The organism is Paraburkholderia sp. Clong3 (assembly GCF_050436485.1).
Lineage (GTDB): Bacteria > Pseudomonadota > Gammaproteobacteria > Burkholderiales > Burkholderiaceae > Paraburkholderia > Paraburkholderia tuberum.
Window position 1 is genome coordinate 534393 of record NZ_JBNDMH010000001.1, and the last position, 24918, is coordinate 559310.

The window sequence follows — 24918 nt, forward strand, 5'->3', positions numbered from 1 at the left end:
TTCTTCCAGACAGGGACTTACGCAGAGCAGGTACGCGTGCATTGCGCATCTCCTGTCAGTCCTCCCCGACTGAAGCCAACGGCCTTGCGAGTACCGGACCGCACTCCTCCTGGTCGTTCACTGTGCGGCCGGCGCCGGCGCGGTGGCGGGCGCGAGTTCCGTCGGCGCTCGTGTATTCGAGGCCACTGGCGGATTGGCCAACCAGCCGCCTCCCAACGCCCTGAACAGCGCGAACTGTGCCTGCAGTTCGCCGACCTCTTCCCTCGCCTGCGACGACTGGCTTTCGAGCAGCGCAACCCGCACCTGATCGATATCGACGCGGCCGGTATCGCCGAGTTCGTAGCGACGTCGCACCTGGCTCAACTGCGTGGTGCGACGCATGACTTCTTCATTGCGTGCCTTGAACAACTCGTCCTGCCGGTTCAAACGCGCCAACGCACGGTCGACGTCATAGAACGCGCCGAGCGCGGTCTTTTCGTAGTTCAACATGGCCTGCTGCGCCTGCGCATCCGACGACTCCACCTGCGAGCGCCGCGCGCCAAAGTCGATCAGCGGCAGCGCCATCGCCGCGCCGAATAGCCAGAACGTGCTGGGCCCGAGGCCTTGACCCGCGATCTCCCAACCATTGCGTGCAAGCAAACCGCTCAACGACATGGTCGGCCAGTAGTTGAGCCGCGCGACATCCGACTGCCTGAGCGCCGCATTCACGCGTGCCTGCGCCGCGATCAGATCCGGGCGCCGCATCAGCAGGTCGACCGGCTGGCCGGGCTCGATATGCGGCAGCGCGGTCATCAGCGTGTCGCTTTCATCGAGAATCCCAGCGAATTCCGCGGGCTGCACGCCGCATAGATTCTGCAAATTGAGTCGTGCCTGCGCGATGCCGTTCTCCACGTCCTGCAAACGCGCATCGACCTGCGCGCGGCCGGCGCGCGCTGCTTCGATGTCCGTACTCAGCACGAGACCCGCGTTAAAGCTCTTCTCGGCGATGTTGACGAAGTCGTCCGCGATCGCGCGGCTCTGCAGCAAAATCGTGCGCTGACGCAGCAGCCCGCGATAGGTGACGTACAGATCCGCGACACCCGACACCACGCTCAGCCGTACCGCCTCCGCGTCGCCCGCGGCCGCGCGTGCCTGTTCGCGTGCCGCCGAGAGCCTTGCGCGTCCCTGACCGAACAGGTCGATCTCCCATTGCGCCTGCAAGCCGACACGCCAGAACTGCGCATCGGTATTGTTGATGCCGAGGAATTCCGCGAATTCGAGCTGCGTCTCGCCGCCGTGGTACTTCGCAGCGCTCACGCCAGCACCGACCGACGGCAGCAGTTGCGAGCGAGCCAGCCGGATCCCGGCCTGCACCTGATCGACGCGTGCGTAAGCGGTCGCGATGTCGAAGTTGTGCGCGAGCGCGAGATCGATCAGTTTGTTCAGCGTCGGGTCGTTGTACTGGGTCCACCATGCCGCGAGCTGCTGCTCGGACATCGGCGTCGCCACGCCCGGTTGCGCCTCCGAATACTGCGGCGGAAACGCGGCGGGCTTTTGCAGCTGCAATGAACCCGTACAGCCGGCTTCGAGCAGCAGGGCCGCGATGGCGAGAAGATAAGAGCGCGCGCGGATCATTTTTCTTCCGGGTGTCGACCCGGCTCCCATTCCGCCTGCCTGATCGAGAACAGCATCGCATACAGCGCCGGCACGGCGACCAACGTCAGCACGGTGGCAAAAACAAGGCCCGCCATAATCGTGATCGCCATGTCCTTGAAGAAAGGATCCCACAACAACGGCGCCATGCCGAGCGCCGTGGTACCGCCCCCCAGTATCACCGGCCGCAGACGGTTCATCGCGCCGTGGGTCACCGCCTGCATGCGCGGCACGCCCGCGGCGATCTGCGAATCCATCTCTTCGACGAGCACCACGCCGTTCTTGATCAGCATGCCGATCAGACTCAATAGACCGAGCAACGCCATGAAGCCGAACGCGCCGCGAAATAGCAGCAGACCGAGCGTGACGCCGACGATCGACATCGGCACGACGAGCAGCACGACGAGCGCCGGCTTCAGGCGTCCGAACATCATCAGCACGAGCAGCGCCATGCCGATGAAGCCGAGCGGCAGTTGACGGAACAGGCTCTGCTGCGCGCGCGTCGACGATTCGTGCTCGCCGCCCCATTCGAAGCTATAGCCCGGTGGCAGCTTGATGTTCTCGATGCTGGAGCGTATGCGGTTGAACGCGTCGACACTGTTCTGCCCATAGATCGGGTTGGCCGAAACCGTCAGCGTGCGAATCCGGTTTTCGCGCGCAATCTGGCCTTCCTCGGTACCGACCGTGAAGCCGTTGACCACGTCGCCGAGCGGCACGTAACGGCGCAGCCCCGCGCTGAACACCTGCAGGTCCTGCAGACCCGCGACGCCACGCGTGTAGTCGGGCGAACGCAGCACGATCGGCAGTAGCTGATCGCCTTCGCGATAGATGCCCGCCCGCAGGCCTTCGGTTGCATAAGCCATCGTGTCGCTAACCTGACGGCGCGTCACACCGAGCGAGCGCGCCCGCGATTCGTCGAATTCCGGCCGCACGATGCTGATCGGGTTCTCCCAGTCGTCGCGAATCGCGATGATGCGGCCGTCGGCCTTCAGCACGTTCTGTGCTTCCTGAGACAAGCGACGCAGCACGATCGGGTCGGGTCCGGAGAAACGTGCCTGAATGGCCGCGCCACCGCCAGGGCCGAAGTTCGGCCGCGTGACCGTCCAATGCTGTTCGGGGAAGCGCTTCTTCAGATCCGCTTCGATCTCCGGAATCATGTCGTCGATCAGGCCCTGGTCCTTCACGCCGACGATGAACTGCGCGTACGACGGATCACGCCCCTCCGGATCGTAGACGAGGAAGAAACGCGTCGCGCCCGAGCCAATATACGTCTGCACGTTGGTGACGTCCGCATGCTTGAGCAGCACCTTCTCCACCTCGCGGCTCTTTTCGACGACCGCGCGAATATCGGCGCCGCGCGGCAAACGCATGTCGACATAGAAGATCGGCGTGGTCGACGCGGGGAAGAAGCTCCGCTCGACGAAACGGAACGCCCACCCGGCCAGCACGGTCAGCGCGACGAGGCCGATGACCACGAACACGCGCTGTCGGGTGACCCATGACAACAGCTCGCCGTAACGCTTGTACAGCTTCGACTTGAACGGGTCGTCATCGATGATGTCCGCGGGCTTGAAAAGATACGTGCCGAACAGCGGTGTCAGGGCGATGGCGATCACCCAGCTGAATAGCAGCGAAATCGCAGCGACGGCGAACAACGAGGCACAGAATTCGCCGACCGCATCCGGCGACAGGCCGATGCCCGAGAAAGCCAGAATCCCCACAATGGTCGACGCGAGCAGAAGCCATTGGCTTTGTTTGAGAATCTCGGTCGCCGCCTGGAGATGCGACTTGCCTCGTTGAACCTTCACGAGCATCCCCTCGACCACCACGATGCTGTTGTCGGTCAGCATGCCCATCACGATGATCAGCGCGCCGAGTGAGATACGCTGCAGCTCGATGCCTGCCGCGTACATGACCAGCAGCGTGCCGAGGATCGACAGGAACAGCTCGACGCCCAGCACGATGCCCGCGCGCCAGCCGAGCGCAATGCCCAGCGCGACACCGACGATCGCGACGGACAGGAACACGTCGAAGATAAAGCCGCGCACGCTTTCGTCGACGACCTGCGGCTGATCGTAAAGCGAGTGCAGCTTGATGCCGATCGGGCGGTTACGCTCGAGTTCGGCGAGCCTCGCCTTGATCTCCTCGCCGACCCTCACCACATTGACGCGCGGCCGCGCGCTGATACCGATCGTAACCGCCGGCTGGCCGTTATAGTGAATGACCTGGTTCGGAATCGTCGCGTAGCCGTGGCTTACGCGCGCGATGTCGCCGAGCAGCAGCGGGCCGGGCGTAATGTTGACAGGCAGCGAACGAATGGCCTGCAGCGAATCGAGCGAGCCGGTCGGCGCAATCCGCAACGACAGGTCGCCGACACGTTCGCGGCCCGCGGGCCGAACCTCGTTCTGCACGAACAGCGTCTGCGCAAGATCGTCGGTGGACAGGTTGTTGGCGATCAGTTGCGACTGGTCGACGTCGACCGAGATCTGCTCCTGCTGCTCACCGGCGATCACGATGTCGGACACGTCGCCTAGTGTCAGCAGTTGGCGGCGCAGTTCGCGCGCGTACTCATACAGTTGCGCCTGCGTGTAGCCCTCGCCGGTCAGCGCGTAGAACACCCCGTAGACGTCGCCGAAACGGTCGACCACGAGTGACGGTCCCGCGCCCGGCGGAAGCCGGGGCTGTGCATCCGATACCGACTTGCGCACCTCGTCCCACACCTGCGGCAATTGCGCCGACGTGTACTGGTCGCGAATCTCGACGCGGACTTCAGAGTAGCCCGGTGTCGAACGCGAGGTCAGCTTGTCGACCTGCGGCATCTGCTGGATCGCGCTTTCGAGCCGGTCCGTCACTTCCTGCTCGACCTCGTGCGCACTCGCGCCCGGATACAGCGTCACGACGACCGCGGTCTTGATCGTGAACTTCGGGTCTTCGAGCCGCCCGATGTTGTAGTACGCGAAGATCCCGCCCAACAGCGAGATGAGCGTTAGAACCCACGCGATCAGCGGCTTTTCGATAAGGGGGCGCGCGAGATTCATTGAGGCGCATCCATTGGACGGACCGCCATTCCCTCTTTCATGAACTGCGAGCCGCCGGCCACCACGCGGTCGCCCGCCGCAACCGCCCCCGCGACGACCACATCGTCGTTGCGAATTTCGCGCACGCTGACCGGCACCGCATGCACACGGCCGGACGCGGCGTCGTAGCGCCACAGACTGCGCTGACCGTCCGCGCCGATCGACACCGCGGCGATCGGAATCGCGAAGTACCCTTTGTTGTCGTTTTGCGCGACCTGACGCGCCGTTTCGGAAATCTGTACGCGCATCGCCATGCCGGGGAACAGCATCGCGCTTTGCGGTCCTTCGATCGAGAACACGAGCCGGTAGGCCGCCGAAGTCGGCGAGGTCTGCGTGGTCCGTTCGCGGAACACTAGCGGGAAGCGGTTCTGCGGCCGCTCGGGCAGCCACGCCTCGGCTCTCAGCGTCTTGTCGACGAACAGCCGTTCGGCAATGCTCTGAGGCAGATCGACGCCGACATCGACACGGCCGATGTTTTCCAGATTGAACGCGGGCGCCCCAGCCTGCACGAGCTGCTGGATCTCGATGTTGCGGCGAGCGATCCGGCCGTCGAATGGCGCGACGAGCTGGGTATTGCGCAGGTCGCGGCTCGCCAGGTCGCGTGACGCGCGTGCGGCGTCCGTGGCAGCCGAGAGCTGCTCATAAGCAGCCTGAGACAGAATGCCGTCCTTGCGCAGCACCGCCTGGCGCTTCAGGTTGTCGCTCAGCTGCTGATACTGCGCGTTCGCGCGTTGCAGTTGCAGCTTGTAGGGTTCCTCGTCGATCCGCGCGATCAGTTGCCCGCGTTTCACCGACGCGCCTTCGAGCACCGCGATCTGCACGACGCGGCCCGATACTTCGAACGCGAGCGGCGAGATGCTGGTCTGCTCGACCCGCCCGGTAAAAATGCGAATGGCGGAAGCGTCGGCCGGTTCGACCCTGGTGAGCTGCACGGCTGGCCTCGTATCGCCACTCTGTGTTTCGGTCTGCCTTTGGCAGCCCGACAGTGAAGCGACAAGCGCGCAGGTCAACGCGCACGACACTGCGCCGGTCAGTGCGATTCCGCCTGATCGGCGGGGCCGCGGTGCATCGGAGCGGTTTGCATTCATGACGTTCTCGGCTGACTGCTGGCGCAACCCATGTCGTAAGCCCGGCGGCAACGTAGCTCACGGGCCGGCGAATACGAGACCCTACAGGTTGCTCAGCAATTCATAGGGGCCCATAACAGTGGACCGATGGGTGCATCCGCTTCGACTTCCGCCGCCAGGTCAGACTCGAGGAACAGCGGCATCCCTTCTGTCGGACCGGCAACGTCGTTCAAACCAGTCTATCGGCGACAATGGTTTTGTGGCCGTCGGGACTACAGCCGCGACCCATGTGTCGTCATTCCGGCTCCGTTCATCAGGCATCGTGTCGAACTGCCAAACTGCTTCGCCATGCCGAAGCAAGACTGAGGAAATTGACGAATCCGCCCTGTATGGAATGCACGACGATTCCGCAAAACCTGAAGACGAATGAATATGCGGGCGGATTGCAGCGTTGAATCAGATCCCTTCGATTGAACCTTGCTGCAAAATTATTAAAGTTCCCAAACAATTCGTTGTCAAGAGCCTCGCAGGCGCAGCACGATCGTATCGATTGCTTACCTTAAGTGGTATATCAAAGCCGTCATAGGGTTCATGACTTCGCGCAGTTCACTGGTGGTTTGCCCGTGTCATGCGTGCGTCATTGCCCCCTTTCAGTTCGTCACAGGCATCATGGCCGAACAATGCGCAAGCCGTCAATCGATTCGCGACTTGCTACGGTCATACCGACTCGTTCTATGGTTGCTTCGGCTTCTGTTAATATACGCATGGCTATTCTGCTGTACTAGTGACGAAATGCCATGGGGAAAAAACGCTATAGGTTTCAAGGAATTTTTGTTTCGCCGATGGGTGACGCAACTCTGCGTGAAAAGAAAGTTGGCAATTGCAACGTCGCGGGCCGCCGCCAGCGTTCATCGTTTGCATCGGCGTAGCGCGGCTGCCCTCTCGCACGAACCGGTTCGACGCATCATGACGCGCTCGCTCGCATCGTGGACATCGCGGTGCGCGGCACTTGCGCTGCTCACTGGCGGTCTTCTGTGCGGCTGCGCGATGGTCACCGTCAGCTCACAAGGCCCGGAGCAGTACATCGCGATGCGCCGCGGCGACATTCTATCGACCGACCGTCTGAGCGCCGCGACGCGAGATACCCTGCACATCGCGGCACTCGATGGGAACACCTGCCAACGTGAGCCGCTCGATTGCATCAATACGATCTCGACCGTCGGCGGAATCAATACCGACCGGCGATTGTCGAGCCTCGCCGAACTGTCGTTGCAGATGGCCATCACCAACACGCCGCCCAACGCCAGCGATTGGAGCGACGCGCAATTCGATCTGTGGCTTAGGGCCGCGCGATTCGCGTATGCGTTTCTGTTCCTCGGTGAACGCACTGCTGGCGAACGTGCATTCGAAGATCGTCAGACCCAGGTCCGTGACTACTACAACTACGCGGTGCAGGAACTTGCCCACGCGCTGTTTCTGCGTGGCGCGCTCGCTACCGATGCCGGCAACGGCGTGCCGGGCACGCAGTACATCGCAGGCTGGTCCATTCATCTCGACCTGAGCCGAACCCGGTTACCCGAAGGCGTGCGCGAACCGCGCGAAGTCATCCCGGCGTCGCGGCTGTCGTTCGCGGGGATACGTAGCATTTATCGACGCGATGGTTTGGGGGCGGAACTCGTTGCTGTGATGAACGTGCCGACGCCTGAAGATGATGTCGATGCGGGTGGCAATGCCAGCGCCGACACGAATGTGTCCGCCCGCGTCGATGGTCCCGCGAGCGCACCGTTCAACCCCGGCGTGTCGTCAGCAGCCGCGGGTCGGCCAAGGCCGGCGTCGCGCTTTTTCCGCGAGATGCCGTCGCCGAACGTCACCGCGTTGATCTGGTTCAGCCAGGGCACGCTCGAACAGGTGCTTGCCTCGCATGAGGTCGTGCTGTCCGTCTATGATCCGTATCGCGAAGACAGTGTCGAGCGACACGGCCAGACTGTGCCACTTTCGGCCAACTTCAGCGCCGGCTACGGCATCTGGCTCGCGCGCTCGGGCTTCGCCGGGCAATCGTTGCGCACGCTGTTTGGACGCGCACACGGTATCGATACGCCCCGCATCTACATGATGCAACCGTTCGATCCCAATCGACGGATCATTCTGATGCTGCACGGCCTCGCGAGCAGCCCCGAGGCATGGGTCAACGTCGCCAACGATATTCAGGGCGATGAAGTGCTTCGCCGGCATTTCCAGGTGTGGCAGGTCTACTACCCGACCAACGTGCCGATTCTGGTCAACCTCGCGCGCATCCGCCGCGCCACGCAGCAGACGCTCGCGCACTTCGATCCAGACGGTACGGCGCCGGCGTCGCATGGCATGGTGTTGATTGGTCACAGCATGGGCGGCGTTCTGGCGCGGCTGCTCGTGTCGACTTCCGGCGACGCGCTTTGGACGACGTTCGAGGACAAGTACGTGCCCGAGGGCACCGATATCGATCGCGAGGACGAGCGGCTCGATCGGCTACTGAACTTCACGCCGATGCGGCAAATCGAGCGCGCCATATTTATCGCGGCCCCCCATCGAGGCACGCCGTTCGCGAGCAACCGGCTGTCGCGCTGGGCGGCCAACCTCGTGCGTCTGCCGCTTGCCCTGCTCAACGAGATCGAGGAAGTGATGCAGACGGCGACGAACATCGAACCGCAGGGACGGACCTTCCATGTGCCTAACAGCATCGAACAGCTGCGCGAAACCGATCCGTTGATTCGCGCGACGTCGCAGTTGCCGATCAGCCCCCGGGTTTGCTTCCATTCGATCATCGCACGGCGCCGCGAAAACGGGCCGCTCGAAGATTCCGATGATGGCGTGGTCCCTTATCGCAGCGCGCATCTCGTGGGCGCGCTGTCGGAGAAGGTGATTGTTGCTGGACACAGTGTGCAGGAGACGCCGCGGGCGATCCTCGAGATTCGGCGGATCTTGCATGAGGATATTGCGCAGATCGATCAGCGCGGGGAGGTTTGCGGGGAGGCTGGGATAGCGAAGTGATGGCGGAGGGGCCGGCTGTCTTTTGCGGCGGCCCGGACTTGACGAGGTTGCTGTTGCAGGGCGCTGTTCGAATCACCGGTTCAGCGTTCCGACTCAAGCCAGCGTGATCGAGGCAGGCGCGGAAGATTGGTTCGAATGAGCGGTCAGGTCAGCGGAACGCTCGAAAGATCGCGACGGCCGCTCGAAATTCTTTCGCTACAAATTACGTATTGAATGTTACGGATTGGCGGGGCACGTGTGTTCATTCTGACGTGTTGTCGCCGTTTGGTGGGAGTAATCGGGTATCGTGCACCAATTTGACTGATTGGCGTGAAACAATGGCGCGCATTGGTCAAAAAAGTCTTTTAAAACAATAGGTTGACACGCATAGAAGACGTTTCGCCATGTTTCACGCCGTGTCGGTTGGCGAGATTGGCCGAAGAATCGAAAATTCTCGCTCGTATTGGCTAAGAGTCACTTGTTTTTCGATATTTAGTTCGCAAAAGTTGATCGGATGTTCTGCCCCCGTATATTGTTAGGTTGCCGATGCGGGACTGCTGCCCCTGCTGAAGTTCAACTTGGCCACGCGCGTGGCGACTGACAGTCGCTCGCATTGCGGATGCGCGATCGTCTTGCTAATCAATATCACAGGGCGGGCCGGGAGAGACTCTTTACGTTCGCGAGATTTGCGCGCTTGCCCTCACCTATCCTGCCGTCCATCGTCCGACGGATTTCTTGCGGATGATCTGAGAGCAGCGATGTTGATTTCGCGCTGAACGAGTGGTCTGACGCAGGCCCATCCGGGTGGCATGACATACGATCGGACGGAGATCATTCGTTGCGGTCGAGTCACTCATTACTCCGGTGCTTGCCCAAAAATGATCGGCGCGGTCGCGATGCATCCCTTCGAATACTTCTATCTGGGTGGCTCCCCGGCGGGTGGGTAGATCGGTAGGCGTGACGACCGACATCAACTACCCTTAGAGTGTCCTCTCTTGACGACGGTGGGATGTCGGTTTAACGCGATTACGGCCAATTCATCGCGGCCGGCAGGCGTTCGCGATTGACTTTCTGGTCGTCGATCGTGACGCTGGATCAGCAACGGGATCTGATTTGAGGACAAGCTTGTGCCGTGGCGAACACCGTTTGCGGAACGGCGATGCATCGTTTGAGAGAACGCGCGATACATGATTCGGGATCCCTTAACGCGACGTTCCAGTAATAACTGGCTCCCGCCGGATCTTGACGCATGTCGTCTGTTCGCTGAGGCAAGCCCCATTCACAGCCTTCCTTTGCGCGTTTGTTCGTGCCGCTTTCATTGCTAATCGTACGGAACAGCTTTTCCGGCAGAACGACTGCCGACTTTGCGGTCGATAATCGGTGGCCTCAACGCTGCGCGCGTTCATTGCCTGAGGTACACCGGGAGAGTGAAGCATTCTTGCGGGATGTCGACGATCTTCGCCGAGGTTTGCTGCGGCCGACAGCGCCATCATGAACACAGCTGTTCATGGACAACCATGTGCAATGCACGTCGCGCACTAAGGGCCGCGGCCTTTCTCATTGAGAAGATTGGAACCGACGATAGCGGAGTCGAGTCGTCTCGGGGAAACGCGCTGATGCGGCGTTGGGTTGAGAACGACCGTGGATGGTACGTTTATAGGACAGAGGGCTGGCCCTCCATCCCGTCCGTCATATGTCGCCTGTGCGATTTTGTATGTATTCCGGGTAATGCGACCGTCAACGAAGCAGCCGAACCCGGCTCAATGGATGCATCAGAAATCCCCAGTCATTGGCTGTCTCGCTCATGACGAGCGGTTGACCCCGCCGCAGGTGCCTGCGAGATCGCTGCGAACGCAATACTGCGCGAATCGCTCCGCGGGTCGTGCAAGGCACGAAGGATGTGCGTTCGCGCGGACGCGGCACGCTTTCATCGGCATCGGGGGTGCGTCGTCGAGAGTGTCTAGAGTCTAGACACCGGATGGCGCAAAGGTAGGGCTGCGGAGTGAGTGTCTAGACTCTAGACACTCTTCGAGGTGGACCGATTTGATTGACCCAAAAAAAAGCCCGCACTAAGCGGGCCCTTTAACACTACAACCGAACCACCGATTAGCTCGTCTTCGGCTGCGATTGGAACATCTGTCCGATCAACTGTCGTATCTGAACTTCTTGCGCCTCGGTGATCACTCCGGTCTTGATCTTGATCGTGAAGTTACTCACATCCTTGGTGATGCTCCCAGCGTGCTCTCGTCCCGCGAAAAATTTCTCGATGCTGCGTCCGCTGGTACCACTCGACGTCGTCTGCCGGGTCGCCAGGGCGGTGATTCCCGCCGCGACCTTGCCCTGATCCATTTCGCCTCTCACCAACAGAGGCCAAATTTCGCGAGCGGCTTTAACGCCATCCTCGCCATGCTTTTTGATAGCCGCTGCAATTGCTTGCGCCGCAGTCCCGCCCAATAGTCGCGGTTGAATATCGAGATCTTTCTTGATGAAGTCCGGCAGATTGTCGAACGACAAGAACTGATACAGACCTGCCCGCGACAATCCCATCGCTTCCGCCAGTCGTTTGCGATTCGGGAACTCTGTTTCCGATCGACGAATCGCCACGCCGATTTCATAGTCAGCAAGGTCGTCGCGGCTAATGTTTTCGACCATTGCGAGCACGGCCATATCCGAGTCGGAGCAATCCGCAACCACGGCCTTGATTGTGTCCAGCCCCAACATCTTGTGCGCACGCCAGCGTCGTTCGCCGGCGACGATCTGATAGTCTTCCGCAACACGACGGACCACGATCGGCTGCATCAGTCCAACTTCCCGGATCGACTCCGCAAGCTCGGCTAACTTTGCTTCGTTGAACACGCGACGCGGCTGCCAAGGGTTCGGCAAGATGCCAGCAACTGCCAGTTGCGATGCGACGCCAGTCGATTCCAGTTCCTGCACGCGAATTTGCGCAACGGCCAGCGCGCCGGCAAGGCCGGGCGCCGTTTGCGTGCGGTTGCTGCGCTTCACCTCGTCCTCGTTGATCGACGAAGTTTTGCGAATGCCGGACGTCTTGGCCAGCAACTGTTCTCGCATATTGCTCATTGCGCGTTCCTCCATTTTTCCGAATAGATCTCGTCGATCCAGCGACAGTAGTCGACGAGAGGTTGCCGCACGCGTTGCAACGATTTGGCCGCGCTGTGATTGCTGCTGATGTCGAAGACGGTCGAGAACGCCAACGCCCCGGTGCTCATCACCGAGCTCGCCGGTACCTCGATCGAATGCAGCCAGTTTTCGTACGCGCTTTGCGCCCACGCACGCACGATCGGCGCCGACGAGTTCCGCCCATAATCGACCCGCGACAACACTAGCGATACGAAGTCGTACTTCTTGTCCGTCTCGAATTTGATAAAGCTTTTGGACACGTCCGAGAAAAGTCGCCAGAACGACAGCGAGCTGATGAAGTCCAGGTTTTCCGGCACCATCGGCATCACCATGGCATCCGCGGCCATCAGCGCATTCAGATTGAGGTACGACAGCGACGGCGACGTATCCATGAGAATGTAGTCGTACTTCTTGCGCAGCGGCTCGAGCCCTTGACGAAGCACGGTCCAGAAGCGAAAACCCGGTCGCATCTTTTGCATCGCCGGCAGATGGAACTCTGCTCCAATCAGTTCTGTGTGCGCAGGAATCACGTCGATGCCATCCCAGTACGTCGACTGGACCCGCCCCTCGAGGCCACCTTCGCTGTCCTGGTCGTAGACGTACGGCAATACTGTGTCTTCAGGCGTCACGTCTTTTTCCGCGTACAGTCCACACAGTTCCGAAAGCGACGCCTGCGGGTCGAGATCAACCACCAACACTTTGCGTCCCCGCAGCGACAGCCCCTGGGCGAGGCACATCGTCGTCGTCGTCTTGGCGGAGCCACCTTTGAGCTGCGCGGTGATAATGATCTTCCCGTCCGGCTCCTTCAGGCGCGTGACCAGTGGAGTCTGGTAGATGTCGGAAATCTTTTGTACCCAGATCCGCGCCTCTTCCAGCGTGAAGGTCCGGGTACGGCCCGTGCCTGCCGCCGTGCCCGACGGCAGTTCTCCGTCGCCTTTTGTCGCGAGATACTGAACCTGCGAGTGTGAGACGTTGCACATCTCGGCAATCTCGCCGGTCTTGAAAACGGGAGCCGTTTTTCGAGGACGCGGAGCCAGAATCGTGTCACGCAGCTCATTAGTGAAGATGGTGACTTTTTCTGCGAACTCACTGATCTGCTCAAAGTGAACGGTTCGGTCTACGGCAGGAAGTTGGCTCGTTCTGACCATTCTGAGGTTTTTCCATAAAATTCCAGAAACCTCAGAATACAGGAAATACTTGAAAATAGCTTTTTAAATTACTGTTTTTATGCGGATTTTCTGCAAATTTCTGTATTTCCAGACCGTTTTCGGTTGCGGAATCGCCGTGGAAACTAAACGAGCCTCGAAACACTGCGTCCTCGAAGGCACAAATGACCTCACCTTTCTTCGCAATCCGGGTAGCGGAGTCGGCACTCCTGCTCGAGACTTAGGCACTTGGTGAGGTCATTTGTGCACTTTCTCATTTTCTGAAAGACCGGTCCGGCGATCTTCTGCACAACCGACCTCACCATTGTTAGATTTTCGCCACCTCCCTGCGAGCGCTCCCCGCACTTGGAACGCAAATGCACAATCAACCTCACCCACAGAAGCGGCGATACACCGGCGCCAGGCCGTCAGCCAGAGGTTCAGCTCATCGCCAAGGGTTGCCAATCACCGTATCAGCACAACCAACCTCACCTTGGCAACAGCTCTTCCAAACCCGCTCAACGTTTCGCACAATCAACCTCACCATGCCGCATCGCGCAATCTTCAGCCGCATTTATTTGTGTGTGCCGGGTTGGTAGGTTTTTTTTAAAACCGAGAACAAACCCACAAACCAACGCAACCAAACACTATTCAATCCGTTCAAGCACTTAAGTTCCAAAAGGTGAGGTGCGTTGTGTCGAAGGTGAGGTTCGCTGTGCTCAGAGGTGCGGTTGGTTGTGCAGCAAGGTGAGACCGATTCCCCACCAAGGTGCGGTTCGATGTGTTTGCCACTGCGTCAAATCACGAAGGTGAGGTGGGTTGTGCAGCTACTGGGAACGAGGTTGAAAGGGCCGTCGCATAAGGCCTTGCCGCGCGAACGCCCGCCCGCAAGGTGAGGTTCTTTGTGAACATGGTGAGGTTCTGTGTGCCGAAACGCGGAAGGGACGCCGAAACGGCCTCCGTCGCGGTCGTTTGATGGTGAGGTTCTGTGTGTTGACAGCTCACCACCGCATGCTTACAGTCCCGGGAGCGAAAAAGTGGATGAAGAACATGGCCGCGGACAATCCGGAAGAGGGCAGGTCGAAAGCGACGTCACGCCAGATGGCGCTCGCGCTGTTCGAAGACATGTTCGATCAGGGATTGCGCATCAACGAGGCCAATCGCGAGATCGGTTATCAGCGCAACGATTTCTTCACCGAAATCGTCAATATGGGGCTGCCGGCGCGGCGCTTTCTCGATGCCGCGTACTTCATCGTCGCGCAGGAGCCCGAGCAGCGCGATCAGTACGACGTCGAACTCAACTACTTCAAGTGGCTGATGCGTTACGACAGCCGCAACCTGAAGCACTTGCGCACGATCGCCGACGAAGCTCAGAACGCGAAAGTTCGCGTGACGAATACGCCCGCGGACCGCGATCCCAACGAAAACGATCTGTGGGTGCAGGTTCAGTTGATCGGCATGGTCGGTTTTCATCGCGGACGTATGCGTTTCGACGTCCATCCGCGGCTCGTGCCGCATATCCGCGATCCGCAGAAATCGCATTGGCTGAGCTTGCGCATTTCCACCGCCTTCACGCGCAGTCTCGCGCGCGCGATCTACGACAAAGTGTTGCCCAACGTGCCCGCGGGACGCACCGACTGGATCCAGCTCGAGGAAATGCGCAACTGGCCCGGCAAAATGGGCGCGAATGCCGCCATCTTCAAATACTTCAAGCGCGATTGGCTCGAGCCGGCGGTGCGCGAGATCAACGAAGTGTCGGACGTCGAGATGTCCTATGAGACGCGGACTGCATCCACGACGTCGAAGAAAATCGACCGCATCCGCTTCCTGCTCAAGCGCAAGGACACAGCCGACGCGGTACTCGCGAGCCTCGCCGACGCGAGCCATCTGTACAAGATTCTCACCGACGAATTCGGGCTCTCGACCAAGCAGTTCAGCGAGATTTCGGAGAACCGCGAACTCTGGACCGACGAACGTATCCAGCAGGCCGTCGAATACACGCGCTTCAGGGTCAAGCGCGGCCAGGTCAAGAAGAGCCCCGCGGGCTACCTGATGCGCGCGCTACGCGACAACTGGAAGATCTCCGACGCCGAGCGCACGATGGTCGACGTACAGGCCAAACTGCTCGCCGACGAAACGCAGGAACAGGCGGTCAAGACCGAAACGAGAAAGACCGTGGCGCACAGCATCGCGACGCGCGAAGAAGAAGTGCGCGCGCGCATGAACGAGGATTCGCGCAAGGGCCGCGACCATTTCAACGCCGCCGATGCGAAGACGCGCAAGGAACTGATGCATGCGTGGACGACGTCGCGCGAAGGCAAGCTGATGCTGCGTCGGATGAAGCTCGAACCGTCGACGGTCACCGAAGATGCGATTTTCGCGAATACCGAGCTGGTCTGGTATCTGGGGCAGTTCGTGTTCGGCCGGATGAATGCGGCGCGCGCGGCGGCGTGAAGTGAGCCGGAAATCGGCTGCAAAGCAGCCCAAACTGAGCCGACCGGCAAATAGAAAGGGGTCTTGCACTGACGGATAGCAACGTCAGTGCAAGACCCCTTGCTACTTCAGACGCTCAGAACGCTCAGAACGACCCGAACAGCGAGCCCAGCACGATCACCACCCCCAGCGCGAGTAACGCGCCGAGAATCCCGACGATCACGATGTCGCGATAGCTTTCGCGGTGGTTCGACCCACACACGGCAAGCAGCGTCACGACCGCGCCGTTATGCGGCAGGCTGTCGAGTGTGCCTGAGGAAATCACGGCGACCCGATGCAGCAGCGCCGGGTCGATGCCGTATTGCGCAGCCAGTTGCAGATAGGTGCTGCCGAGCGCGTCGAGCGCAATGGTCAGACCGCCCGAGGCCGAGCCGGTCAGCGCCGCGAGCAGATTGGTGGCGACCGCGAGCGATACGAGCGGACCACCGCCGATACCCAGCACCCATTCGCGCACGAGCGCGAACGCTGGCAGCGCGGCGATCACCGCGCCATAGCCGACCAGACTGCCGACGCTGAGCACCGGCAGCACCGATGCATTCGCGCCCGCATCGATCGTCTCGCGCAGCGCTGGCAGGCGATGCCGATTGAGCAGCACGAGCACGACGATCGCGACGGTGAGCGCCACGCACACGCCCCACACACCGCCGACCGCCGCAAGCGACGTCTCGCCCCAACGGACCTCGGCCAGATAGTCGGCGTCGATGCGCGGCAGCACGATCACGTTCATGACGAAGTTCGTCAGCACGACGAGCACGAGCGGCGTGAGCGCGACGCCGAACGAGGGCAGACTCTCGCTGACATGCCCGCGCTTCGCTTCCTCCGGATCGAAACTCTGCGATACGCTCGCGCGCTCGCGCACGAGGTTGTCGCTGGCCGGCGCCCCGGTGGATTTCACCGCCGCCTCGAGTCCGTCGAATCCTTCATTGGCCGCCTTTGCGCGCGATTGCTGCAAGGACAACCACCAGAGCCCGAACACCACCATCACGATACTCGCGATGATGCCAAGCCCAGGCGCCGCAAACGGCGTCGTACCAAAGAACGGCATCGGGATCGCGTTCTGGATAGACGGTGTGCCGGGCAGCGCGGACATCGTGAACGTCGACGTGCCGAGCGCGATCGCGGCCGGCATCAGACGGCGCGGAATATTGGCGGCCTGGAAGAGGGCGGTGGCCATCGGCGCGAGCACGAAGAACGCCACGAAGAGGCTGACGCCGCCATAGGTGACGAGTGCGCCACCGATCACGACCGCGAGAATCGCCCGATGCGCGCCAAGCTTCTCCGTCATGTAACTGGCGATCGCCTTCACGGAGCCGCTGTCTTCCATCAGCTTGCCGAACAGCGCGCCGAGCAGGAACAACGGAAAGAACTGCGCGAGAAAGCGCGCGGCGCTGAGCATGAAGGTTTGGGTCCAATGCGCGAGAATCGGTTCGCCCGAAATCGCGGCGGCCAGCATCGCGGCGAACGGCGCGAGCAGCAGCACGGTCCAGCCGCGGTACGCGAAGCCGATCAGCAGCGCGAGACTCGCGAGCATGCCGAAAAGCCCTAGACCGATCGCGAGCGGTGACAGGGTGATGACTTCCATGGTCAGACTCCGTCGAGCAACGCGTCGAGATCCAGCGAGGAGCGCACGCCGATCGAATCGCCGTGCTCGGCGAGGAACGCGTCGGCGGCACGCCGGCCTTCGTCGCGCAGCATCGTCAGAAAGCTCCACTCGGCGTTCAGCTTCGACGAGTAGCCGAGTTCGGTCATCAGCTCGCTCGCGATCCGATGGATGCGCATCGCCGCCCAATGGCGGCCTTCGTCGCTGCCGGGGTCCGCCGCGCGGCGCAGCAGCGCGATCATGCGCAGCTCTTTCAGCAGCGGCGCGTTGAAGGCAACTTCGTTCAGGCGACTGATGATGTCGCGCGCGGTGCGCGGGGTTTCCTCCCGCACGACGGGATTGACCTGGATCAGCAGCGTGTCGCTCGACGTGCATTCGCGTACCAGCGGCGTCATGGTCGGATTACCGGCATAGCCGCCGTCCCAGTAGTCTTCACCGTCGATCTGCACGGCCTGAAACAGCGTGGGCAGGCAGCCGGAGGCGAGCAGCACGTCAGGCGTCAGGTCGCCATTGCGAAACACACGCGCCTGGCCCGTGCGCACGCGCGTCGCGGTGATGAACAGCTTGATCGGCGCGTCGCGCAGATGCGCGAAATCGATCGAGTCCTGCAGAATCTTCGCCAGCGGATGTACGCCGCGCGGGTTCAGGTCGTATGGAGAAAACACGCGCGCCGCGAGGTCCATCGCGATGAAGAGCGGCGAGTAGTCGAGCGTCCAGCGGCCCATCAACACGTCGAACGGGGTACGGCGAAACGGGCTGTACACCGATGCTTCGAATACTCGCCGCCAGAAGGCTTCGAGCGCGGCGCGCGCGCCGGCCGCGCCGTCTGCCTGATAGCCGCTCACCAGCACCGCGGCGTTCATCGCGCCAGCCGACGTACCCGATATTCCTTCGATCTGCAGCCACGACTCTTCGAGCAAACGGTCGAGGACGCCCCATGTAAAAGCACCGTGCGATCCGCCGCCTTGCAATGCGAGGTCGATAAGGGCGGGTTCGCGGTGGGTGGGTTGGTTTTTTGTTGCAGCCAAGACGACTCCGTAGTGAGGAGTGCTCCATTTCGCTAGCTGACGCCGCATGCACGGCGGACGAATGAACTGCTGGCCAATGCTGTGAACTACCGAATGACGTGAGGCGTGTTTCAAAGGCGAAACATCGCACTGCACCATTGGTATTGGAAGTGGCCGGTGACTAAAAGTCAAGCGTATTCAACTTGATTCACAGAGCTTGCGAGCAACCGGCTCGTGGCCGTCATCGCCCGCTTGCTGGTCACGCCGAGGTCACAAACAGCGTGTAGGGAGCCCGGCCGGCGCGCCCCGTCGCGCCGCTTACATAAGCCGCTCACATAATCATGGATAGGCGGAGTATCTTTGCACGGTTGAGCGCGATAATGCGGTGGCAATCATGCAATCTGCGTTATCCGTTTGCGCGTGCCGCTTAAATGCTAACTCGCGTGTATATCTTCGCTGTTTCGCCTTGCGCTAATCGCCGCGGCGTATTGCAATGTAATGTATCGTCTCGGCCGCCGGATACATTACGACATAATTCGACTGATGAACCGGGCTATAAAGCAGGCATCGTCAAATCACGGAGAGCATCATGAACGCCGGGTGGCTGCAAGGGTCCTGTCACTGCGGGGCCGTCAAGTTCGAAGTTCGCACCGAAATCGTTCCGGCTGGTCGTTGCAACTGCAGCCTGTGCCGCCGCAAGGGCGCGCTGATGACACCGCTCTTTCCCGCCAGTCAGTTGAAGATTCTGAGTGGCGAGGATTCGCTGACGCTATACCAGTTCAACACGAAGGTCGCGAAACACTACTTCTGCAAGCATTGCGGCATCTATCCTTTTCATCAGACGCGCAAGGATCCGCAGCAATGGCGCGTCAATATTGGCTGCCTCGACGGGGTCGATCCTTACGCGCTCGAAGCCGGCGTGGCCGATGGCGCGAGTCTTTCCGTGCTGGAGGACGCATGAAACGCCTGTTTGCCATCGCTGTATTCGTGGCGGGCGGCTTCACGGCCGAACTCGCGCATCCGTTGCAGTGTTCATTGATCCAGTCGAGCGACGTGCAACTCAAACGCCGCAGCAGATAATCCGTCGATGGAAACCTCCGACCACGTACTGATCGTCGATGACGATCGCGGTATCCGTGAACTGCTCGCGGGATACCTCGAGAAAAACGGCGTGCGTGTCTCGCTCGCGGCCAATGGCCGCCAGATGCGCGCCGCGCTCGAGAACGGCGCGCCCGACCTGATCGTGCTCGACCTGATGCTGCCCGGCGAAGACGGCCTCGTGCTGTGCCGTGAGTTACGCGCGGGCAAGTTCCGCACAGTGCCGATCCTGATGCTGACGGCGCGCAGCGAGGAAGCGGACCGGATCGTCGGCCTCGAAATGGGCGCCGACGATTACCTGACCAAACCGTTCGCCGCACGCGAGTTGCTCGCGCGAATCCGTTCGGTGCTGCGCCGCGCGCGCATGCTGCCGCCCGGCATGGAGGTGACGGAGTCGGCGCCGATGCTGTGCTTCGGCGACTGGCGGCTCGACACGACCGCGCGCCATCTGCTCGACGCGGACGGAACCGAGGTGGCGTTGAGCGGCGCGGAGTACCGTCTGTTGCGTGTGTTTCTCGATCATCCGCAGCGCGTGCTCACGCGCGATCAGTTGCTGAACCTCACCCAGGGACGCCAGGCCGATCCGTTCGACCGCTCGATCGATCTGATGGTGAGCCGCCTGCGTCAACGCCTGCGGGACGGCGCGCGCGAGCCGCGCTACATCAAGACGCTGCGCAGCGAGGGCTATGTGTTTTCAGCGGCCGTGACCGCGATCGGAGATCCGCAATGAGCGCATCTCCATCACCGTCGTTGCTGCGCTGGCCGCATTGGCCGCGCACGCTGTTCGCGCGGCTCGCGGTGATTTTGTTCGTCGGGCTCGCGCTCGCGCAGGCGCTGTCGTTCTGGCTCACGATGACCGAGCGCGACCAGACGATGACCAACATCATGATGGGCTACATCGAGCGCGAGGTGGCGAGCTCGGTCGCGCTGCTCGATCATCTGCCGCCCGACGAGCGCGCCCAGTGGCTGCCGCGGCTCGCGCGGCGCAGCTATGAGTTCGTGCTCGGCCCGGGCGTGCCAGGCACTCCGGTCGACGCGAGCCTGTCGGCGCGCGTCGCGCAGTCGATCGGCGATGGCATCGGCACGCGTTATCCGTTGACCGTCAACGCAGTGCCGGGCGATCGCGAGCGTCTGCAGGTGCATCTGAAACTGAGCGACGGCACGCCGCTCACCATTGACCTGCGGCCGATGCCCGGCGCCCCGTTGTCGCGCTGGCTGCCGCTCGTGCTGACGCTGCAGCTGCTCGTGCTCGCGGCCTGCTGCTGGCTGGCGGTACGGCTCGCGACGCGCCCGCTCAATCAGCTCGCAGTCGCGGCCGACACGCTCGGCCCCGACCTGAAGGCCGCGCGTCTGCGCGAAGCCGGTCCGTCCGAAGTGGCGCGCGCCGCGCGCGCGTTCAACGCGATGCAGGACCGGATCGCCACCTACATGACCGAGCGCATGCAGATTCTCGCGGCGATTTCGCACGATTTGCAGACGCCGATCACGCGCATGCGTCTGCGTGTCGACACGATGGACAACGACAGCGAGGCCGCAAAGCTGCGCCAGGATCTGCAGGAAATGGAGGCGCTGGTCAAGGAAGGGGTCACCTATGCGCGCACGATGCATGGCACGACCGAGGTGCCGCGCCGCATCGATCCCGATGCGCTGTTCGACAGCCTGGTGTGCGATTACGTCGACGCGGGTCAGCAAGTGTCACTGCAGGGCCACTTCGGCCAGTCGCTGACGATGCGTCCGCAGGCGTTGAAGCGCATCGTCGGCAATCTGGTCGATAACGCGCTGAGGTACGGCGGCGCCGCGCAGATCCATATCGGGGCATTGCGCGATGGCGAGGCTACCGTGTCGGTGCTCGATCGCGGTCCCGGCATTCCGGTCGAGTCGCTGGAGACGGTGTTCGAGCCGTTCGTGCGGCTCGAAGGATCGCGCAATCGTCAAACGGGCGGCACGGGTCTGGGGCTCGCGATCGCGCGGCAACTCGCGCTCGCGATGGACGCAACGCTCACGCTGCACAACCGCGTCGGCGGCGGTCTCGAAGCGCGGCTGACGTTGAGGAAGTTGCGCGAATCATAGTTGGACCTCTTGCGGCGCGGAGACGCGGGCGATTCCGTCAGAAAAATTCACAAAGCGCGCCATTACGAAATCGTCATTGGGTTTGGACTATTAATGACCCCCGCGCGCCATTTCGAACTGTGACTCTGGCGCTTCTCAGTAGTTCTGAACGGCCACCGGTTCAGCTCGCTTCAGCGATTCCCCATCATTTGAGAAAACCGGTGCGGTGATGCGGCAGGTCGCATCGTTGTTAAATCATCGATATTCAAAGCGACTTATCGATGCGAGCGATTGAGATGCGTGGTGAATTGTTAATTCGCAAATTCAACCAGATTCGGCAACGCAGCATCGATGGATTCGATCGCATAGCGAGCCACAGTCCGTTACCTTGTCTTCGATAAATTGACAAACGCCAACGGACAGACCATTCTTTTCGTGTGGTGGTTGCAGAGTAGCGCGGCTGATCAACAGCAAGATTGGCCGAGAGACACGTTTCGTTCGAATCTGATTACAGATCCTTGTTAAAAAGGTAACTAAAAGGAATCCGAATGGCGTCCACTCCACAAAAGATGTCAAAAATGCAACTCACCGGGATGGTGGTGGGCGGCATGGTCGGAGCCGGGATCTTTTCCCTGCCGCGCACTTTTGCCAATGCCACCGGTCCGGTGGGTGCCGTGATTGCCTGGCTGATTGCGGGCACGGGCATGTATATGCTGGCGCGCGTGTTTCAGGCGCTGGCGGAACGCAAGCCCGAACTGGACGCCGGCGTGTTTGCGTATGCGAAAGCGGGCTTTGGCGACTATCCGGGCTTTCTCTCCGCATTTGGCTATTGGATCGGTAGCTGTATCGGCAACGTTTCTTACTGGGTGCTGATCAAGTCGACACTCGGCGCGTTTTTTCCCGTGTTCGGCGACGGCAATACGGTCGTCGCGATCGTCGTTGCATCGATCGGCATCTGGCTATTTCATTTCATGATCCTGAAGGGCGTGCAGCAGGCGGCCTTCATCAACAGTATCGTCACGGTCGCCAAGGTCATTCCGATTCTGGTGTTCATCGTGATCCTGATCTTCGGCTTCCGGTTGGACCTGTTCCAGGCCAACCTCTACGGCGGAGGACTCGAAGGCAATATCCTCGAGCAGGTGCGGGCCACGATGCTGGTCACGGTGTTCGTGTTCATCGGTATCGAAGGGGCGAGCGTTTATTCCCGTTATGCGAAGAAGCGCTCCGATGTCGGCCAGTCGACGATTCTCGGCTTCGTCGTCGTGACCTCGCTGATGGTGCTCGTGACGATGCTGCCTTACGCAGTGCTCCAGCGCGCCGACATCGCGGCCATGCGGCAGCCGTCGATGGCGGCGGTGCTCGAAGCGGTGGTCGGTCATTGGGGCGCGGTTTTCGTCAGCATAGGTTTGCTGATTTCGGTACTGGGCGCTTATCTCGCCTGGTCGCTGATCTGCGCCGAAGTGTTGTTCACGGCGGCAAAGACCGAAGACATGCCCGCCGTATTCGCGAGGGAAAACGCCAACAAGGTACCTGCCAATGCGTTGTGGCTGACCAACATCGTGGTGCAGCTGCTCGTCATCAGCACCTACTTCTCGCGCGATGCGTTCGCGCTGATGCTGAATCTGACGAGCGCGATGTCGTTGATTCCGTACCTCTTCGTCGCGGTGTTCGGCTGCATGAACGCGAATCGCGGCGACGGTTACGACGTGCGCGCCGACGAGCGCCGGCGTGACTTCATCATGGCCGCAATCGCCTCGATTTATACGGTCTTCATGATCTGGGCGGGTGGCCTGAAATTCATTCTGCTTTCCGCCGTGCTGTATGCGCCAGGAACGGCGCTTTATATCTGGGCTCGGCGCGAGCAGAACAAGAATGTCTTCATCGTTTCCGACTGGATCATTTTTATCGTTGCGATCATTGGCGCGATCATCGGCATCTATGGCCTCGTAACCGGAAGGATCGCGATTTAGCTTTAATGAAATCCGATTGAACAGAGCGGGCCAACATTGGCATTCAGGAGATCATCATGGCGAACACGGACGCGAAAGCGGGTGAATTGGGTGTCTACTCGGAAGTCGGGCAGCTGCGCAAAGTGATGGTCTGCGCACCGGGGCTCGCGCATCAGCGTCTTACCCCGAGCAATTGCGATGAACTGCTGTTCGACGACGTACTGTGGGTCGAGAACGCGAAGCGCGACCACTTCGACTTCGTCACGAAGATGCGCGACCGCGGCGTCGAAGTGGTGGAGATGCACAATCTGCTCGCCGAAACGGTCGCGGTGCCCGAAGGCAAGAAGTGGATTCTCGACAACCAGGTGGTGCCGAATCAGGTCGGCCTCGGCTTTATCGATGAATTGAGAAGCTATCTGCAAGGGCTCGACAATCGCAAGCTGGCCGAAACGCTGATTGGCGGGCTATCCACTCACGACTTCCCGGAAGCGCATGGCGGCAAGGCGCTGGAGGTCGCGAAAGAAGCGGCGGGCGGCACCGAATATCTGCTGCCGCCGCTGCCGAACACGCTGTACACGCGCGACACGACGTGCTGGATCTATGGCGGCGTCACGCTGAATGCGCTGTACTGGCCGGCCCGCCACGAGGAGACGATCCTGACCACGGCGATCTACAAGTTCCACCCCGATTTCGCGGGCAAGGTCAACGTGTGGTGGGGCGACCCGACTCAGGACCACGGTCTCGCCACGCTGGAAGGCGGCGACGTGATGCCGATCGGCAAGGGCGCCGTGCTGATCGGCATGAGCGAGCGCACCTCGCGGCAGGCCATCAGTCAACTGGCGGCAACGCTGTTCAAGAAGGGCGCGGCCGAGCGCGTGATCGTCGCGGCGATGCCGAAGATTCGCGCGGCAATGCACCTCGATACCGTGTTCACGTTCGCCGATCGCGATTGCGTACTGGTCGCCCCGGACTTCATGGCGAAGACGCGCACCTATTCGTATCGGCCGAGCAGCCATCCGAGCGGCGTCGAGTTGCACGCCGAAAACAAGCCGTTCACCGACGTCGTCGCCGAGGCGCTCGGGCTGAAGCATCTGCGCGTGGTCGAGGCGGGCGGCAGCGACTATCAACGCGAGCGCACGCAGTGGGATAGCGGTGCGAACCTCGTGTGCGCGTCCCCGGGCGTCGTCTATGCATACGACCGCAACACGTACACGAACACGCTGTTGCGCAAGCAGGGCATCGAGGTGATTACGATCGTCGGTGCGGAGCTGGGCCGTGGACGTGGCGGCGGTCACTGCATGACCTGCCCGATCATCCGCGATGCGGTCGACTATTGATCAGTCAAGCGAATCAATCTGGCCGGTGACTGGCAAAGTGTCGCCCACTCGCTGAAGTGGCGAGCGGGCGACAGCGCCGCGTGCGCTTCCGCCGCCGCCAGGAACGGCGCGATCCGTCCAGATGATCGACGCGACGAATCGAATCGCCCCGCTAATCGCCGGGTTGACGCACGCGGTAGTGGTGGGCAGGTCCGGCTTGAAGTCGAACTTCCTTTTACTATACTTTTTAACGACTTCGCGCCTGAATTATCGAATTTGATATCTCGCGATTTGCAAGGATTACATTCGATAGACCAGCGATCGCTGCAATGAAGTTC

General features: G+C 61.1%; 15 protein-coding genes. 8 read left to right on the forward strand and 7 right to left on the reverse strand.

Annotated features, from left to right (window positions below; all coding sequences use genetic code 11):
- Positions 1 to 117: 117 nt before the first annotated feature.
- Genes OKW30_RS02650 through OKW30_RS02660 form a run of 3 tightly spaced genes read right to left on the reverse strand, consistent with a single transcriptional unit; the run spans position 118 to position 5641 of the window.
- Positions 118 to 1614 (reverse strand): efflux transporter outer membrane subunit, encoded by a 1497-nt coding sequence (locus OKW30_RS02650; protein ID WP_429345884.1) that lies wholly within the window; start codon positions 1612 to 1614, stop codon positions 118 to 120.
- On the reverse strand, positions 1611 to 4670 hold the full coding sequence (locus OKW30_RS02655; RefSeq protein ID WP_429345885.1) for an efflux RND transporter permease subunit: 3060 nt from the start codon (positions 4668 to 4670) through the stop codon (positions 1611 to 1613). Before OKW30_RS02655 ends, OKW30_RS02650 begins: the two co-directional genes overlap by 4 nt.
- Positions 4667 to 5641: an efflux RND transporter periplasmic adaptor subunit gene (locus OKW30_RS02660; RefSeq protein WP_184068203.1), complete on the reverse strand. Its 975-nt coding sequence runs from the start codon at positions 5639 to 5641 to the stop codon at positions 4667 to 4669. Before OKW30_RS02660 ends, OKW30_RS02655 begins: the two co-directional genes overlap by 4 nt.
- Before the next feature lie 873 nt (positions 5642 to 6514).
- On the opposite strand from OKW30_RS02660, the gene OKW30_RS02665 reads away from it, so the two are divergent.
- Entirely contained in the window at positions 6515 to 8803 is a 2289-nt protein-coding gene (locus OKW30_RS02665; protein ID WP_429345886.1) for an esterase/lipase family protein, read from the forward strand.
- A 2085-nt stretch (positions 8804 to 10888) separates the two neighbouring features.
- Here OKW30_RS02665 and OKW30_RS02670 read toward each other — a convergent pair.
- Positions 10889 to 11863 carry a ParB/RepB/Spo0J family partition protein gene (locus OKW30_RS02670; protein ID WP_429345887.1) on the reverse strand — a complete coding sequence of 325 codons (975 nt, stop codon included), beginning with the start codon at positions 11861 to 11863 and terminating at the stop codon, positions 10889 to 10891.
- Positions 11860 to 13071: a ParA family protein gene (locus tag OKW30_RS02675; RefSeq protein ID WP_184061762.1), complete on the reverse strand. Its 1212-nt coding sequence runs from the start codon at positions 13069 to 13071 to the stop codon at positions 11860 to 11862. Before OKW30_RS02675 ends, OKW30_RS02670 begins: the two co-directional genes overlap by 4 nt.
- A gap of 1047 nt (positions 13072 to 14118) precedes the next feature.
- Here OKW30_RS02675 and OKW30_RS02680 point away from each other — a divergent pair.
- The gene (locus OKW30_RS02680) at positions 14119 to 15522 is read left to right on the forward strand and encodes a replication initiation protein (protein WP_167368809.1); all 1404 of its coding nucleotides are present in this window, start codon (positions 14119 to 14121) and stop codon (positions 15520 to 15522) included.
- Between the two features lie 124 nt (positions 15523 to 15646).
- On the opposite strand, the gene OKW30_RS02685 is transcribed toward OKW30_RS02680, so the two are convergent.
- Positions 15647 to 17143, reverse strand: coding sequence for a GntP family permease (locus tag OKW30_RS02685; protein ID WP_429345888.1), 1497 nt, complete (start codon positions 17141 to 17143; stop codon positions 15647 to 15649).
- A 2-nt stretch (positions 17144 to 17145) separates the two neighbouring features.
- A complete protein-coding gene (locus OKW30_RS02690) occupies positions 17146 to 18189 on the reverse strand; it encodes a patatin-like phospholipase family protein (protein WP_429345889.1) in 1044 nt (347 codons plus the stop codon).
- Between the two features lie 568 nt (positions 18190 to 18757).
- Between OKW30_RS02690 and OKW30_RS02695 the strand changes: the two genes are divergently transcribed.
- The 6 genes from OKW30_RS02695 (at position 18758) to OKW30_RS02720 (ending at position 24601) form a co-directional block, all read left to right on the forward strand.
- Entirely contained in the window at positions 18758 to 19129 is a 372-nt protein-coding gene (locus OKW30_RS02695; protein WP_429345890.1) for a GFA family protein, read from the forward strand.
- Entirely contained in the window at positions 19126 to 19248 is a 123-nt protein-coding gene (locus OKW30_RS02700; protein ID WP_260336473.1) for a hypothetical protein, read from the forward strand. The genes OKW30_RS02695 and OKW30_RS02700 overlap by 4 nt, the downstream gene beginning before the upstream one ends.
- A 7-nt stretch (positions 19249 to 19255) precedes the next feature.
- Positions 19256 to 19996, forward strand: a complete 741-nt coding sequence (locus OKW30_RS02705; protein WP_018422680.1) for a response regulator — start codon at positions 19256 to 19258, stop codon at positions 19994 to 19996.
- Positions 19993 to 21336, forward strand: a complete 1344-nt coding sequence (locus OKW30_RS02710; RefSeq protein ID WP_184068221.1) for an ATP-binding protein — start codon at positions 19993 to 19995, stop codon at positions 21334 to 21336. Before OKW30_RS02705 ends, OKW30_RS02710 begins: the two co-directional genes overlap by 4 nt.
- Before the next feature lie 527 nt (positions 21337 to 21863).
- Positions 21864 to 23285, forward strand: a complete 1422-nt coding sequence (locus tag OKW30_RS02715; protein ID WP_184023610.1) for a basic amino acid/polyamine antiporter — start codon at positions 21864 to 21866, stop codon at positions 23283 to 23285.
- Positions 23286 to 23410: 125 nt separating this feature from the next.
- Positions 23411 to 24601: an arginine deiminase gene (locus tag OKW30_RS02720; protein WP_409340033.1), complete on the forward strand. Its 1191-nt coding sequence runs from the start codon at positions 23411 to 23413 to the stop codon at positions 24599 to 24601.
- Positions 24602 to 24918: the final 317 nt, after the last annotated feature.

Excerpts from the sequence above, each read along its gene's own strand:
- OKW30_RS02650 (WP_429345884.1), bottom strand. The coding sequence starts at position 1,614 with ATGATCCGCGCGCGCTCTTATCTTCTCGCCATCGCGGCCCTGCTGCTC.
- OKW30_RS02655 (WP_429345885.1), bottom strand. The coding sequence starts at position 4,670 with ATGAATCTCGCGCGCCCCCTTATCGAAAAGCCGCTGATCGCGTGGGTT.
- OKW30_RS02670 (WP_429345887.1), bottom strand. The coding sequence starts at position 11,863 with ATGAGCAATATGCGAGAACAGTTGCTGGCCAAGACGTCCGGCATTCGC.
- OKW30_RS02675 (WP_184061762.1), bottom strand. The coding sequence starts at position 13,071 with ATGGTCAGAACGAGCCAACTTCCTGCCGTAGACCGAACCGTTCACTTT.
- OKW30_RS02680 (WP_167368809.1), top strand. The coding sequence starts at position 14,119 with ATGGCCGCGGACAATCCGGAAGAGGGCAGGTCGAAAGCGACGTCACGC.
- OKW30_RS02685 (WP_429345888.1), bottom strand. The coding sequence starts at position 17,143 with ATGGAAGTCATCACCCTGTCACCGCTCGCGATCGGTCTAGGGCTTTTC.
- OKW30_RS02695 (WP_429345890.1), top strand. The coding sequence starts at position 18,758 with ATGAACGCCGGGTGGCTGCAAGGGTCCTGTCACTGCGGGGCCGTCAAG.
- OKW30_RS02700 (WP_260336473.1), top strand. The coding sequence starts at position 19,126 with ATGAAACGCCTGTTTGCCATCGCTGTATTCGTGGCGGGCGGCTTCACG.
- OKW30_RS02705 (WP_018422680.1), top strand. The coding sequence starts at position 19,256 with ATGGAAACCTCCGACCACGTACTGATCGTCGATGACGATCGCGGTATC.
- OKW30_RS02710 (WP_184068221.1), top strand. The coding sequence starts at position 19,993 with ATGAGCGCATCTCCATCACCGTCGTTGCTGCGCTGGCCGCATTGGCCG.
- OKW30_RS02715 (WP_184023610.1), top strand. The coding sequence starts at position 21,864 with ATGGCGTCCACTCCACAAAAGATGTCAAAAATGCAACTCACCGGGATG.
- OKW30_RS02720 (WP_409340033.1), top strand. The coding sequence starts at position 23,411 with ATGGTCTGCGCACCGGGGCTCGCGCATCAGCGTCTTACCCCGAGCAAT.